Source organism: Chloracidobacterium sp. (assembly GCA_025057975.1).
Classification (GTDB): domain Bacteria; phylum Acidobacteriota; class Blastocatellia; order Chloracidobacteriales; family Chloracidobacteriaceae; genus Chloracidobacterium.
The window spans coordinates 66,181-79,844 of the sequence record JANWUV010000006.1; the positions used below are offsets into that span (position 1 = coordinate 66,181).

Annotated in this window: 13 protein-coding genes; 3 read left to right on the forward strand and 10 right to left on the reverse strand. The window is 60.6% G+C overall.

What is annotated here, in order from left to right; all coding sequences use genetic code 11:
* Nucleotides 1-106: 106 nt before the first annotated feature.
* From lepB to NZ585_06765, 8 genes are all read right to left on the reverse strand, one after another.
* Complete coding sequence (gene lepB / locus NZ585_06730) at nt 107-949, reverse strand: signal peptidase I (protein ID MCS7079728.1); 843 nt, start codon at nt 947-949, stop codon at nt 107-109.
* Between the two features lie 17 nt (nt 950-966).
* Nucleotides 967-2,025 carry a redox-regulated ATPase YchF gene (gene ychF / locus NZ585_06735; protein ID MCS7079729.1) on the reverse strand — a complete coding sequence of 353 codons (1,059 nt, stop codon included), beginning with the start codon at nt 2,023-2,025 and terminating at the stop codon, nt 967-969.
* 67 nt (nt 2,026-2,092) lie between these two features.
* Nucleotides 2,093-2,449 (reverse strand): cytochrome c, encoded by a 357-nt coding sequence (locus NZ585_06740; GenBank protein MCS7079730.1) that lies wholly within the window; start codon nt 2,447-2,449, stop codon nt 2,093-2,095.
* Nucleotides 2,450-2,545: 96 nt separating this feature from the next.
* Nucleotides 2,546-3,022: a cytochrome c gene (locus NZ585_06745; protein MCS7079731.1), complete on the reverse strand. Its 477-nt coding sequence runs from the start codon at nt 3,020-3,022 to the stop codon at nt 2,546-2,548.
* Between the two features lie 77 nt (nt 3,023-3,099).
* A complete protein-coding gene (locus tag NZ585_06750; protein ID MCS7079732.1) occupies nt 3,100-4,548 on the reverse strand; it encodes a glycine--tRNA ligase in 1,449 nt (482 codons plus the stop codon).
* A 189-nt stretch (nt 4,549-4,737) separates the two neighbouring features.
* Nucleotides 4,738-5,094: a CBS domain-containing protein gene (locus NZ585_06755; protein MCS7079733.1), complete on the reverse strand. Its 357-nt coding sequence runs from the start codon at nt 5,092-5,094 to the stop codon at nt 4,738-4,740.
* 57 nt (nt 5,095-5,151) lie between these two features.
* The gene (locus NZ585_06760; GenBank protein ID MCS7079734.1) at nt 5,152-5,451 is read right to left on the reverse strand and encodes a hypothetical protein; all 300 of its coding nucleotides are present in this window, start codon (nt 5,449-5,451) and stop codon (nt 5,152-5,154) included.
* A gap of 16 nt (nt 5,452-5,467) precedes the next feature.
* Entirely contained in the window at nt 5,468-6,094 is a 627-nt protein-coding gene (locus NZ585_06765; GenBank protein MCS7079735.1) for a 4Fe-4S binding protein, read from the reverse strand.
* 346 nt (nt 6,095-6,440) lie between these two features.
* Here NZ585_06765 and NZ585_06770 point away from each other — a divergent pair, with 346 nt between their 5' ends.
* The 3 genes from NZ585_06770 (at nt 6,441) to NZ585_06780 (ending at nt 10,271) form a co-directional block, all read left to right on the forward strand.
* Nucleotides 6,441-8,144, forward strand: coding sequence for a DUF1800 domain-containing protein (locus NZ585_06770; GenBank protein ID MCS7079736.1), 1,704 nt, complete (start codon nt 6,441-6,443; stop codon nt 8,142-8,144).
* 20 nt (nt 8,145-8,164) lie between these two features.
* Nucleotides 8,165-9,454, forward strand: a complete 1,290-nt coding sequence (locus NZ585_06775) for a DUF1501 domain-containing protein (protein MCS7079737.1) — start codon at nt 8,165-8,167, stop codon at nt 9,452-9,454.
* A 160-nt stretch (nt 9,455-9,614) separates the two neighbouring features.
* Nucleotides 9,615-10,271 (forward strand): hypothetical protein, encoded by a 657-nt coding sequence (locus NZ585_06780; GenBank protein ID MCS7079738.1) that lies wholly within the window; start codon nt 9,615-9,617, stop codon nt 10,269-10,271.
* A 368-nt stretch (nt 10,272-10,639) separates the two neighbouring features.
* Here NZ585_06780 and NZ585_06785 read toward each other — a convergent pair whose 3' ends face one another.
* Entirely contained in the window at nt 10,640-12,199 is a 1,560-nt protein-coding gene (locus NZ585_06785) for a TolC family protein (protein ID MCS7079739.1), read from the reverse strand.
* On the reverse strand, nt 12,171-13,658 hold the full coding sequence (locus tag NZ585_06790) for an HlyD family secretion protein (GenBank protein ID MCS7079740.1): 1,488 nt from the start codon (nt 13,656-13,658) through the stop codon (nt 12,171-12,173). Before NZ585_06790 ends, NZ585_06785 begins: the two co-directional genes overlap by 29 nt.
* Nucleotides 13,659-13,664: the final 6 nt, after the last annotated feature.

Below are 13,664 nucleotides of genomic sequence, written 5' to 3' on the forward strand. Positions count from 1 at the left end.
AAACCTAAAGTCGAAGCCGAAACTTCGTTTCCAACCTACTTTGCGGCGGCCCGGATGTGAAACGGAATTTTTGAAGAAGGCACGGCCAAGCTAGCGTCGCAGGCGGCTATTTCACCAGCGCGCCGAGCCGCTTCCAGCGACCCTTGGAGAAAAACGAGCCAAGCCGTTCGCCCAGCGACGCCTGCGGATTGGGGTCAAACGAGGCATAGACGAACAGCGGCCGTCCGATGACATAATCGCGTGGTACCGGCCCCCAGTACCGGCTGTCCAGACTGTTGTCGCGGTTGTCACCCATGGTGAAGTAACAGCCTTCGGGAATCTTGAACGGCCGCCCAATGCCGTAGTGCGGCTCATTTTTGTAGTCGCGGTAACGTCCGCTCGGCAACGGTGTCTCCGCCAACGGTTCGTCCTCACGACCTTCATACTCAAAATCCGAGCCGGGACGGTAATAGACTTTCCACTGCGCGCCTTCCACCGGATACTCCTCTAAAACATTGAGCCGCCCGCCGTCTTCGAGGTCGTTTTCGGCGATGATGCGTGTTTCGGGCAGTTCCTTGCCGTTGATGTAAACCCGCTGCCCGCGAATCTCGATGGTTTCGCCGGGCAGGCCGATGACGCGCTTGACGTAGTTCTGGTCTTCGCTTTGCGGGAACTTGAACACAATGATGTCGCCGCGCCGAATCGGTCGGTGGGGCGTCCAGCCGTCCAGCGGGACGCCGCCCTCATAGCCGAAGATGAATTTGTTAACGAGCAAAAAGTCGCCAGAGTAAATCGCGTTGTTCATCGAGCCGGTCGGAACGTTCACCGACCGAACAACAAAGGTAATTCCAAACAGGGCCATAATGAGCGTCGTGATGATCATCTCAATGAACTCACGCAGCTCGGAGCGTTTGGGCTTCGTAGTTTCAGCCGTGTCATCCTGCTTAGGATGGATTGCGTCGTCGGCCATCGTAGAAACGTCAAACCTCACACATGGAAGCGGAAGTGAATAATGTCGCCGTCTTGGACGACATAGTCCTTGCCTTCCAGCCGCAGCTTGCCGGCCTCCTTGCACTTGGCTTCGGAACCGAAGGTGATGAAGTCGGCGTAGGCGATGACTTCGGCGCGAATGAAGCCGCGTTCAATGTCGGAGTGAATCTTGCCAGCTGCGCGTTGGGCCTTTGTCCCCCGTTGGATCGGCCAAGCGCGACATTCGTCTTCACCGGCGGTCAGAAAGCTGATGAGGTTGAGCAAACCGTACGCGGCCACAATAAAACGGTCGCGCGCCGGGGCCGTCAAACCTAGATCGCGCAGGAAATCCCCCTGTTCTTCCGGTGCCATTTGCGCGATATCCATTTCGACTGGCCCGCACATGGTTGTCACTGTCGGTATGGCGCGCGTGTGAGCAGCGTCAAGAACGGCAGCCGGAATCCCGGCGGCGATGTCGGCTTCGGCGACATTGAGCAGAACCATCTGCGGCTTGAGCGACAGAAAACGGAAGCCGGCCATCAAGCGCTGTTCTTCGTCGTCGAAATCTAGCGCCCGCAGCGGCTGTTCGGCGTCGAGCGCCGCCTTGCACCGTGCGAACAGCTCGCGTTCGCGCGCCGTCGCCCTCTGATCCTTTTTGAGGCGTTCCAGACGGTTTTCGACTTGGATCAGATCCGACAGGATGAGTTCGGCGTCGAAGGCGGCGATGTCAGCGGCTGGGTCGGTCGGACGCGCGCCAACTGGGTCAAGGAAAGCTCGGACGACATGCGCCAGCGCGTCCACGTCGCGCATGGCGGCGACGAGCTTGGCGTCTAACCCGCCGGCGCGTGCGCTGTCCGTTGGCCCAGCAACGTCCACAAACGCCACTTCCGCGTAGGTGCGCTTCTTCGTGCGGTAAATGTCGCCGAGGGTGTCCACACGGGCGTCAGGCACTTTGATGTTGCCTAGGTTCGGGCGGTCTTTTCCGCCGTAGCTCCCGACTTCGGCGGCCAGGCCCGTCAGGGCGTTGAACACGGTGGTTTTACCGGCACCGGCAAAGCCGACGATGCCCACTTTCATAAAGCGTCATTCCACAGGGTGGTCATTGGGTTAAGACAGTTTTGAGAGCCGGGTCGGTTGACGGCGCTCACTTGGCGAGGGAGCGAACGTACGCCACCAGCGCCTCAATGTCCGCCGCCGAGCCTTTGAAGGGGGGCATCGTCCCCTTGCCTTCAGCGATGGCTTTGGCGAAGTCATTGTCGGTGCGCTTGCGCTGCCAAGCGGCGTCGGTTAGGTCGGGCGCGTCAGGAACACTTGGCTTTCCGTCCACTCCGTGACAGGCGACGCATGCGCCAGCGCCGTTATAGAGCCGCTTGCCGCGCGCCAGACGCTTGGCGGCGGCGTCATCAGAGGCGGCAGGCCGGGATTCGGCGGCCCAGCCGCCTATGATCAGCGCCGTCAGGACAGCGAATGCCAACTTGCTTGTCAGACGAATGGAAAGCATTAACAAGGTCTCCTTCGGGATCGCCCCAACGGGACAGCAACCGGACCGGTCGCTGCCGCGCCCGGCCCGATTGGTAAGGCGGCGCTTTGGGCGTGACTACTTGCCAGCCGGCTTGCCAAGGAAGCGGATGTAGGCTATCAGCGCCTTGTGCTCTTCGTCTGTGCCGTTGCCGCCCTTGAACGCTGGCATGCCTTGTGCGGCCTTTGCGCCCTTGAGCGAAGCAATGATTTCTTCGTCCTTCTCCTTCTTTTGCCATTCGGGGTCGGTAAACTTCGGCGCATTCGGCAACACGCCCTGTCCCTTGTCGCCATGGCAGCCAGCGCAGGCATTGTTGTTATAAAGTTCGCGGCCCTTGGCAATAAGCGGGTCTTCCGCGCCTTCGGCCGGCTTGGCCGGCTCAGCTGGCTTCGCGCTCGTTTCCGTCGGAGGCTTGGTCGGCTCTACCGTCTTGACTTGTTCCTGCTTAGGTTTCATCGGCGGCGGTGGTGGGACGTTGTCTTTCACAACGCAGGCGGCGAAGACGCCAGCCGCCACAACAACGCTGAGGGAAATGGATCGCTTCAGGTTCTGCATACAAACACTCCTTAGGGACAAAAAACAGAATGTCGGGACTTCAGCGCCGGACAAGATTTGGGGGACGTGCCGGCGCTTCACAGGGTTGGCCCAAGCCGTTCGGCGAAGAAAGCGCACAGACCGGCGATTGGAACCCGTACTTGTTCCCAAGTGTCGCGGTCGCGTACCGTAACCGTATCCTTAAGGGCCGCCGTTGCGGTCGAGGAGGTTTCCTGTTCGCCGTCCTTAGCTTTTCCAATGCCCAAGGTGTCGTAATCCACTGTAACGCAAAACGGTGTGCCGATTTCATCCTGTCGGGCGTACAGCTTACCGATCGCCGCTGTGTCATCGTAAACGGCGCGAATGCCGTGCCGTTGGAGATCGGCCTTGATGGCCTTGGCTTTTTCCACGAGTTCTGACTTGTTGCGCGCCAGCGGCAGAACAGCGACCTTGATCGGTGCCAGCGCCGGATGGAGTTTCAACACGACGCGCGGTTCGCCGTCCGCACCCGGCTTCTCGCTGTAGGCGTCAAGCAAAAACGCCAGTGTCGCCCGGTCGGCTCCAGCCGACGGCTCAATGACATAGGGGATGAACTTCTCGTTCGTGACCGGGTCGCGGTACATCAGGCTTTGCGTCGAGTGTTCATTGTGCAGGTTCCACTTGTCTTGCTTGCCCTTGGAATGCACGCTCAGGTCGTAATCGGTGCGGTTGGCGATGCCTTCAAGTTCATCCCACTGCTTTTCTTCGTCCTCACGTTCAGGGAAGAAGCGGTACTGCAAATCGGTGCAGGCGCGCGCGTAATGGGCCAGTTCCTCCGGCTTTTGGACATACCGGCGTAGGTTTTCCGGCCGAATGCCGTAGCGGATGTACCAGTTGTGGCGTTCTTCAATCCAGTGCGCGTACCATTCTTCATCCGTCCCCGGTTTGCAGAAGAACTCAATCTCCATTTGCTCAAACTCGCGGGTGCGGAAGGTGAAGTTGCCCGGCACAATTTCGTTGCGGAACGCCTTGCCAATTTGGGCGATGCCGAACGGCACTTTACGCCAGCGCGAGTCCACGATGTTTTTGAAGTTGACAAAAATGCTCTGGGCCGTTTCCGGCCGCAGGTAGGCGAGCGCGGCATCCTCTTCCACAGGGCCGACATAGGTTTTGAACATCAGGTTGAAGGCGCGCGGTTCGGTCAGGTTGGCGCTGCACGCCGCGACCTTGCGTTTGTAGCGCGGGCAATCCAGTTCTTCGGTTTTGTCAGCGCGAAACCGCCCCTTGCACTCCCGGCAGTCCACAAGCGGATCGCTGAAGGTCGCTTCATGGCCGGAGTATTTCCACACGAGGCGGTTCATGAGAATCGCACCGTCCAGTCCTTCGATGTCGTCGCGGTCATAGACGACAGCTTTCCACCAGGCACGCTTGACATTGTTTTTGAGTTCGACGCCGAGCGGGCCGTAGTCCCACGTTGAGCCTAAACCGCCGTAGATTTCACTGGCCGGAAAAATGAAACCGCGTCGTTTGCACAGGGAAACAATCGTGCCGATGTTAGCCGTCGCCATCGTACTGGGCTACCTCTGGGTCAGGTCGGCCTGCTTGCGCTCTTTTGACGCTTTCAAGGGCGTACGGGCGCGGCGCAAGCGGCAAGTTTAGGGCGCGAGCGTGCAACTATACACGGAAGCCGCCGCCTTGTCGCCCCGTTTTCGCTTGCGTCATCCGCGGCAGGCGACGGCTGGGGCGTTGCCAACGCCTCAGCCAAAATGCCGGATGATGTCAGTAATCGAAACAATGCCGATGATTTTACCGACTTCGACGACCGGCGCGCGCGTCAGCTTATGCGCCGCCAGTAGGCGCGCCACGGCGCGAATGTCGTGCAGCGGTTCAACGAAAAACATCGGCTTCGTCATGATTTGGTGAACATGCGCCCGGTCGAGATTACCGCCAGTAGCGATGACCTTGTAGACGATGTCGCGGTCGGTGATGATGCCGTGCCCATCGTACTCGTCGCGCGGTAGGACAATCAGGCAGTGGACGCGCCTTCGGTTCATCAGCGCAAGCGCTTCGCGCACTGTCGCTTCGCCGGAGATGAAATCAAAATCGTTCGTCATTAAGTCTTTGGCTCGCATCCTTGCCTTTCTGGGAGCGCCACGCTGATCAGGGCAGGGCTAACGCTTCTTTTTGAATAATTGCTCGAACGCCTTACGAGCGTCGTCAGCTGCTGTCCGCGCTTTGGAAGCGCTGGTCAGCGCCACCTTGGTGTTGGGGGCGAAATGTTCGCAGTGGTTGGCCGCCGCCTTGTCGCGCACTGGTTCGGCGATTGGCTCGCGGCACTCGAACCGCGCACCGGCGTCAAAGAAACGACAGTTGCGGCAGCAATGGAGGTCGGCTCCGCATTCGTGGCAGCGGTCAAGACGGCCAACCCGTCCGAAAAGGCGCACCTCGCGCCCACAAGCATGGCAGATCATAGCGCCAGCTCCGGTCTTATGAGGCGTTGTCGGCGCGGGCTTCGCGCTCCGACGTGGCCGGTGCGCGCCGCCGTCCCAACCGAACAAGTCCCGGTCGGGCGCGCGCCGCATGCATCTTACGACAGCTGTCCACCACTATGCCAAACGGACAAAAGTATCGGCACGCTCCGCGCTTACCCAAGACGAACACACTCCCCGCCACGAACGCAAGCAGCCCAAGGTGCAGCGCATGCGACCAGAGGTTGTCCGCATCAAAGCCCATTGAGCTGGTATGCGCCGTCATGGCGTCGCGCCAAAACAGCCACGCCAGCGGTACCCACAAGACGGCGACAACCAACACACCAATTTGTGTGATGCGGGGATTGAAGGTCACCCGCGCCTTGGCGAAGCGGGCGAAAACGTCTTGGACGCCGCCAAGCCAGCAAATCCAAGCGCACACCCAGCGCCCTGTTCGCGCTGTGAGATAGACTAGAACGCCCCAAAAGATCAGCCCGTAGATCGCCCAGGCCAGATTCGGAATCGCTGCGCGGATCAGTAGGACGTGAATCAGCACAAACAACATCTGCGTCGCCAGCCGGTAGGGTAAAAGATTGCGGCGCGAACGGGCAGATGTCGGCTCGGATGACAGGACTTCAGACGGCATGGTCAACGGATACCGACTCTCGTTGAAATCTTGGCCTGAACGTGAATGACGCCCGCTAGAGGGGGCGACAGCGGGCTTGGTTCCACGCTACATTGCTGTGACAAAGTAGGGAAATCCTTTTTGAAGGGCGAACAGCGCATCTTGCCATTCGCCTAAACTGGGGCAACCCGCCGACGGCGTACGGTTGATGGCGTCACCGCCGATGTGCCAATCATCGGCGGCGACAAAATTCAGACTTTTTGGCGCAGGCGACGCTCTAAAACGGCACGCCACCGACTGACCTGACCTCTGTCTCGCGCGCGGCCGCCGGCTGTGTGTGGGACTGCCGATATGGAGAAAGATTGCTATGACTTCGGCCGCTTCTTCTTCTTTTTCGCGTCGTAGTGTTGCGACGGCGTTCTTCACCGGCGGCGACCGGTTTGAAGACACATCTGTACTGTATAGTGACACCTCGCAGGCGGCGGGCGTTCCCGACATACCGCCGCTTGAAGTGATCGCTGCTAATCGCATGGCTTTTGGTCCGCGCCCCGGCGACCTAGAGCGCATTCGGGCAATGGGCTTTGAAGCCTATGTCGAAGAGCAGCTTCATCCCAACGACGCTGACGACGCGCTGTTTCTGGCTAAGCGCCAGAGCGCACGGTTACGCATTAGCTATCCGGCCGGCGACGGCTACCCGGCGGTGGACGAGATGCGCCCGCTGACGGCGCTGGACAAGCCGCTCAGTGAATTGTGGCCGCTTGGCGACACGAGCGTTTCACTACCGTTCGCTGAGCGCAATCGTCCGCTGGAAGAGGTGCGTGTCGAAACCGTGCTGCGGGCGATGTACAGCAAGTGGCAGTTGCGGGAAGTTCTTGTGGGTTTTTGGCATGACCACTTCAATGTGGACGCCCGCTCCAACCCGCGTATTTATGCGACATGGCCGCTCTACAACCGCTTGTTTCGGCGGCATGCCCTTGGAAACTTTCGTGTGATGCTCGAAGAAGTCACCAAGAGCATTGCCATGATGTACTACCTCAACCTCGTCAGCAGCCGGAACACGGCGCCCAACAAAAACTTCGCCCGTGAACTGCTCGAATTGCATACGCTCGGCGCCAACAACTACTTTCCAAACGCCGCCGATGCACCGGTGTTCCCCAGCGGACAGGTTTCAACCGGCTACACGGAAAATGATGTCAATCAAGTCGCAGCGGCGCTGACGGGTTGGACGATCGCCGCCGGGCAGCGCGTCGGTAGCACGACCCTACCCAACACCGGGCAGTTTGTCTTTGTGCCGCAGTGGAACGACCCGGCGGCGCGGACGGTGCTCAACGTCCCGTTGCCAGCAGCGACTTCCGCCGATCCGATGGTGCAGGGGCGCCGCATCTTGGACATTTTGGCGGCGAATCCGAGTACGGCGCGGTTTATTTGTACGAAGCTGTGTCGCCGGCTGGTGGCCGACAATCCGCCGCCGGAACTTGTCAAGCGCGCCGTCGTCGCGTGGCGGGAAAACCTGACGGCAAACGATCAGATTGCGCGCGTGGTGCGGGTCATTCTGCGGTCGCCGGAGTTTGCGCAGATTTGGGGGCAAAAGACCAAGCAGCCGTTTGAGCACACCATTTCGTTCCTGCGAGCGATAGACGCCAACTTGGCCGACAACGGCGGCGGCTATGTGCCGTACTCGCTGGTCGCCGAAGCTGGCCATGCGCTGTTTGCGTGGCCCGCGCCAAACGGTTTTCCCGACGTTAGCGGCTACTGGCTCAACACCAACACCTTCCGTGCCAGTTGGCGGAACATTACGGTGACGTTGACGAACGGTTACAGCGGCATCCAGCACAATCTGCGCGCGAGTTTGCCGTCGGGTGTGACAACGACGCGCCAGATTGTGGATTACTTCATCGCGCGCATTATGGGGCGTCCAGTACGCCCGGAGGTCTATACCGAGTTGATTGAGTATTTGCGTGGAACAGCTTCCCCTGACGCGCCGCCGTCGGGGACGACCGCCGAAGTCACCAACCGCATCAACCTGATGGTCGCGCGCCTGTGCGTGTCGCCGGATTTCTGGTGGCGATAGGAGAAAGGAGCTATGGGCTTATGCCACTAACAAGACGCCAATTTGTTGTTGGTTCAAGTCTGGCGGCCGCCTATGCCGCGACGGGGACAGCCCGCATTGGTGGGTTGGTGTATGGGCAAACCGCCGGGACGAATGAAATTCTAGTCGTGCTATACCTGCGGGGTGGGATTGACGGCTTGAACTTCGCCGCGCCGGTCAACGAGCCAAACTATGTCGCTTCACGGTCAACACTACGCCTGCGGGAGAGCGGTACCGACGCCGGCCTGCCGCTGGCGAATCCCATCGGCAACGGCGTGGACTTTCGGCTCCATCCGAGCGCCCGGCCGCTGCTTGACCTGTATCAGGCTGGGGCGCTGGCGATTGTGCATGCGGTAGGGTTGACCGTCGCCAACCGGAGTCACTTTGACGCGCAAAGCTTGATGGAAGGCGGCGTGCCGACGGCGCGGCAGCAGACGGGGTGGTTGACCCGGCACATCACGAGTTCGGGCGGACAGGGGGGCGTTTTACCTACCGTCGCCGCCTCCAGCAGCTTGCCCGGCGCGTTGATTGGCAGCGGCAGCGCCATCGCCATGCCGAACCTTGCCAACTTCGCGCTGCCCGGCGACCCCACAATTTTCCCGGCGATGACGCGGATGTACACCGGCACAACACCGCTCCACATGGCGGGTTTCAACGCCATTCACGCCATCCAGTCGGTCAACAGCGCGATTGGGCGGCCGCCGACCGGCGGGACGCTGCCGGCCTACACGCCGGAAAACGGTGCAACGTACGCCCAGCCGGAAACGCAGACCGGCTCCTTGGGCGCAGCGCTTATCACCATCGCTCGGCTCATCAAGCTCGATGTCGGTTTGCGCGTTGCGACGTTGGATGTCGGCGGCTGGGATACGCACAACAATCAGGGGTTGACAACCGGGACTTACGCCAACAACGTGGATTCGCTCGCGCGCAACCTACTGGCGTTTTACAACGACATGGTTCGTTACCGGCAGCGCGTCACGCTTGTCGCTATGAGCGAGTTCGGGCGAACGCTGCGCGAAAACCAAAGCGGCGGTACTGACCACGGACGCGCTTCCATCATGCTGGTGTTGGGCGGCAGTGTGAATGGTGGGCGGATGTTCGGTCGCTGGCCCGGCCTGTCCAGCAACGCGCTGGACGGCGGCGACTTGGCGGTGACGACCGATTATCGGCAGGTCTTGGCGGAGATCTTGGTACGGCGCTTGAGGAACACACAACTCAGTACGGTGTTTCCCGGCCTTGGCGCATACCAGCCGCTGGGCATCGTACAGGGGAACGATCTGCCAACGACGTAACTTTTGTCCAACCGATACATCCGACGCCCGCTTGGCCCAAGCCGGCGGGCGTTGTTTTTGGGCGCGACGCTCCGTTAGATTGACCCAAAAACAGACCGTTGCGCAGACTGGTGACACCCCCTCTTCCGCTCACCCCGACACAGCGTAGGAGGTGTTTGCCATGTACCATCCCGTATCCCCCCAGCCGCGAGAAGGGCTTTCAACGCCTGCCGCCGTCGTCGTTTTGTTGGCGATCGGCGCGCTGCTGGTTTCCTCGGTCGGGCTAACGCTCTACTTCCTAGTGAGCTTGAAGCGCACGTCGTCGGCTGGAGTGCGGTCGGACCGCAACCGGCAGGCGGCACCGGCGCAACCGGATTCATCCAAACCGCCGAGCCGGGCGACGAGTCCCGCCGCACCTACCAGTCAAACCCGCAGCGGCGGCGCAACGACCGACGCCAGTTCGTCCACCGTAAATTCGCTTGAAATACAGATGGGCGTTGTTTCAGCGTCCGGCGACTTTATACCGCAGTCGTCCTTTCCCAGAGGGATTGGAAAGATTGTCTGTCGCGTTACCGTCCCGAGCGTGTCAACCAGCGACATCTACAGCACCTACTGGTACGTGGACGACGCCCCCGGCGATCGAACCGGAAGACTCATGTGCGTCATTCACGGCGAGCCATTTACCGAAGACGATGTGCGGTATGCGCAGCGGTGGGGCGGCATAACGTTCAATCACACGATGAATGTCGGCGGCTACCCTCTTTTGCCGGGCCTTTACCGCGTCCAAGTGGTAAGAAGCGGACAAAAGTTGCGTTTCGTCCGTTTTCGGGTTGAGTAAAAACACTTGCGGATTTTGTCCTCGGCAAGGCTGCGTCGGCGTGGCGGAGTTAGGATGCGGCCTGCTCGGCGTTGTTTGTTGGTGCGACTGAACCCGCGCCGGAGCAGTCGCCGGACAAATGGGGCAAGTCAATCTGCGCCAGCCGGCGGCGAAAGGGCTGTCGCAGCGGCCGATGGTCGAGGTTGTGTTGAGGGAAATCGTGGATGCGAAGGCGCCGGGAGGCGGTCGGGGCCCAAGCGCTGTTTGCGAGGCTAGTGGGACCGCGCCGCCACCCATCGGAGTAATCTGGAGTCATGTCCACGCCGACAGGTCGCCGCCGTCATAAATGCTAAGGGCACCGACCGCCGCCCTGCAGATGTGAAATGGCTCTAAAACTGCATGGTCGCCAAGCGCAGCGCCGCGCGGGCCTGTTCGTACTCAGCCTGTACATCAATGAGCTTGTTGCGAGCTTCGGCTGTAGCGCGTTCGCGTTGGTTGACGAGAAACAGCGAACTATCCCCTAACAAGAATCGCTGGTTTTCGCCGCGCTCCAGGACGATAGCCGCCTCCAGTTCGCGCTTGGTCGCCAGATACCGCCGCCAGGCGGCGTTGATCGCGGAAGCGGTATCGTTGATTTCCGTGATGATTTGCTGCCGCAGCGCCCGCTCTTCAAGTTCAAGCTTTTGAAGCTTGAGCTGCGCTTGCGCGATGCGTCCGTCGGCGGTGCGCTGGCGAAGCGGCAACTCAAAAATGAAGCCGGCCTTGAGCGTTGTCCCGATACCGCCGAGGCCAACATCTCGCCCCGGCGCAAGAGCGAAATCGAGAATCGGACGCCGCTGGTTGCGCGCCAAATCCAAGTCAAGCCGCGTAATATCCTTGAGTACGGCGATGGCTTGCAACTCCGGGCGGCGTTGCAGCGCCAGCCGGATCGCGTCCTGGATTTCGGCCTCCGTCACTTCGGTCGGCTCAAGTTGCAGGCTGACATCCAGCACGCTGCCTTCATCCGGCGGCGGCTGCGCCGTTACGTCGTCCAGCCAGAGCGACAGTGACAACTTGAACTGTGCTTTCTGGAAATCCCGCTCCGCTTTGGCGAGGGCGGCTTGTCGGCGTTGTACTTCCTGTTCGGCTTCAACGGCGTCAATTGGCGGGAGGTCGCCTGCAATTGTCCGTTGCCGAATGGCGTCATTGCGGATTTCAGCCAATCTCAGAAGGTCGCGCGCTACATCTAGCCGGCGCTTCGCGGCGACCCAGTCCCAGTAGTCGTCGGCGGCCTTACGGAAAAGCTCCAAGCGGGTCTGCGTCACGGCGATGTCGGCTTGGGTCTCGCCAAGAAACGCCTGCCGCTCGCCGATGGATTTGGCGTTGACGCGGAAGTCGCGGAACAGAGGAACCTTCAGCCCAAACAGGTATTCACCAGCGTCGCCCGTGGCGGACAGTGGTGATTTCGTCGCGCCCAAGTTGAGGTTCGACGCGACGAAAAACTTAATCCCGGAGCGCGTTAGAAAGTTGACTTCCGTTCCGACGCCGAACGCTTCCGAGACCTTGCCGCGCTTGGACGAACTGTTGTAGCGCAGATAGTCCGTCGAAATAGACAAAATTGGGTCGAAAGCGCCTTGTTTCTCTATCCGCTTTGCCGTGGCGACCTGCCGCTCAATGACAGAGCCGCGCAGTTTTGGGTGGCGATCCTCGATGAGGCGGAAAACCTGCTCCAGCAGCAGCGGGGGCTTGGAGCTTCCCGGAGACGAGGCCGGAGCGCTTGGACGGCGGCCCGATTGCGGCTCAGCCGCCGCATGCGCAACAGCCGCCGCCAGCCGTCGTTCATCGGTGGTTGGGGCGTACACAATCCCCGGCAGGGCGGATTGCGCCGCCGCTGAACCGGTCAACCAGAGTCCAACGCAGGCTGCTGCAGCCAAACCGCGCTTACTTGTCGCCTTTGTCCGCGTCGTCATCCTTGTCGCCCTTTTCCTTGACCTTGGCTTTGTCATCCTTGGGCTTTTTCCTGCGTTCAATCGGGTTGCGGTCGAACATCGGCGGGAAGCCATTGAACTGCCGCCAGAGTTCAAAGCCCAGCGACACCACGCGCAGCATGACCCAGCCGGTCGCCTGCGTCCCCGGCCGCAGCATGTCAAGGCGCGGCCACGGGTCGTCCTTACCCTTCTCAATGGCTTCGTAGTCGGGTTTGACTAACAGGCGAAAGCGGTTCATGCCGTCGTCCACAGCGTCAATAGCGACAACCCGACCACCGAACGTCCCGATGGCGACCGACGGCCAAGCGACAAACTGGACGGCCGGGAAACCCTCGAACTGCAGTCGGACTGGATCGCCGATGCGCACCAGCGGCGCGTCAAAGTCGCTGATGAGCAACTCGACGGCTTGCTCCTCTTCCGTCACCCGTGGGACGAGGACGCATAAGACATCGCCCGCCTTGAGCGTTTCGGTTTCCCCGACGGCGCGCAACTGTGTCACCTGTCCGGCGCGCGGGGCGACGACCTGCCGTTGACTGACGCGCACCCGAAAGTTCTGGATGTCAATGTCGAGCTTCTGAAGACTGTTGCCGAGCGAGGCGATGGTTTCCTGAGCCGCCGCGTACGCGCTCTGGGCGCTGCTGAGCGACGCCAAGGTGTCGTTTTCGACGCGCTTTGCATCAAGTTCAGCGACTTTGAGGTCTTGTACGGCTACATTTAGCAACGCTTCAAGTCGCGCCACCTCTGCCCGCGATGTCTCCACCGCCTGCCGTGCCAACTCAAAATCGCGGTCGGAACGCAGACCCGGCTGAATGATCCAGTTGCCGTCGGCGTCCTTTTTGCCCTTGTTGAGGTCACGAATCCGCTCGAAGTTCAACTCGTTCGCCAACAAGGTTTGCTTCGCCGCTTCCAGCGATTGTTCAGCGGCACGCAGTCGGTCGGCCGCCTGCCGCACCCGCTCCTTCGCCGCTGGAATGGCTAAGTTGCGCGACTGTTCTAGAGCCGCGATCTGTTGTTGAAGCGCCGCGGCGCGGTTTTGCGCCGCCTCACGTTGAGCCGTCAGAAATTCACGCTGCCGCTCTAAACGCTCAAGCTGGTTCGGATCGAGAAACTTCGCGTCAATTTCCGCAATTTCGGCGATGACTGTTCCTGCTTCGACAAAATCACCTTCTTTGACCTTCCAACCCTTGAGACGACCGGGAATCTGGGCTTGGACGTTTTGCGGGCGTTCGTTGGGTGAGTAGATGATCACTTGCCCGACCCCCGTAATGGACTGCTGCCACGGCACGTAGATCAGCGCCAAGATGACCAGGATGAGAAACAACACCAAGAGTAAGGCCAACGGTTGCGCCGGCCGCGGCGATTCTACGAGCCGCAGCGCCTGCGGCGTCGTTGCAGGGGACGGCAATGGAACAGCCTTGAGCTGACGCGCAGTCTGAGCCATACGACT

Excerpts from the sequence above, each read along its gene's own strand:
- lepB (MCS7079728.1), bottom strand. The coding sequence starts at position 949 with ATGGCCGACGACGCAATCCATCCTAAGCAGGATGACACGGCTGAAACT.
- ychF (MCS7079729.1), bottom strand. The coding sequence starts at position 2,025 with ATGAAAGTGGGCATCGTCGGCTTTGCCGGTGCCGGTAAAACCACCGTG.
- NZ585_06740 (MCS7079730.1), bottom strand. The coding sequence starts at position 2,449 with ATGCTTTCCATTCGTCTGACAAGCAAGTTGGCATTCGCTGTCCTGACG.
- NZ585_06745 (MCS7079731.1), bottom strand. The coding sequence starts at position 3,022 with ATGCAGAACCTGAAGCGATCCATTTCCCTCAGCGTTGTTGTGGCGGCT.
- NZ585_06750 (MCS7079732.1), bottom strand. The coding sequence starts at position 4,548 with ATGGCGACGGCTAACATCGGCACGATTGTTTCCCTGTGCAAACGACGC.
- NZ585_06755 (MCS7079733.1), bottom strand. The coding sequence starts at position 5,094 with ATGACGAACGATTTTGATTTCATCTCCGGCGAAGCGACAGTGCGCGAA.
- NZ585_06760 (MCS7079734.1), bottom strand. The coding sequence starts at position 5,451 with ATGATCTGCCATGCTTGTGGGCGCGAGGTGCGCCTTTTCGGACGGGTT.
- NZ585_06765 (MCS7079735.1), bottom strand. The coding sequence starts at position 6,094 with ATGCCGTCTGAAGTCCTGTCATCCGAGCCGACATCTGCCCGTTCGCGC.
- NZ585_06770 (MCS7079736.1), top strand. The coding sequence starts at position 6,441 with ATGACTTCGGCCGCTTCTTCTTCTTTTTCGCGTCGTAGTGTTGCGACG.
- NZ585_06775 (MCS7079737.1), top strand. The coding sequence starts at position 8,165 with ATGCCACTAACAAGACGCCAATTTGTTGTTGGTTCAAGTCTGGCGGCC.
- NZ585_06780 (MCS7079738.1), top strand. The coding sequence starts at position 9,615 with ATGTACCATCCCGTATCCCCCCAGCCGCGAGAAGGGCTTTCAACGCCT.
- NZ585_06785 (MCS7079739.1), bottom strand. The coding sequence starts at position 12,199 with ATGACGACGCGGACAAAGGCGACAAGTAAGCGCGGTTTGGCTGCAGCA.
- NZ585_06790 (MCS7079740.1), bottom strand. The coding sequence starts at position 13,658 with ATGGCTCAGACTGCGCGTCAGCTCAAGGCTGTTCCATTGCCGTCCCCT.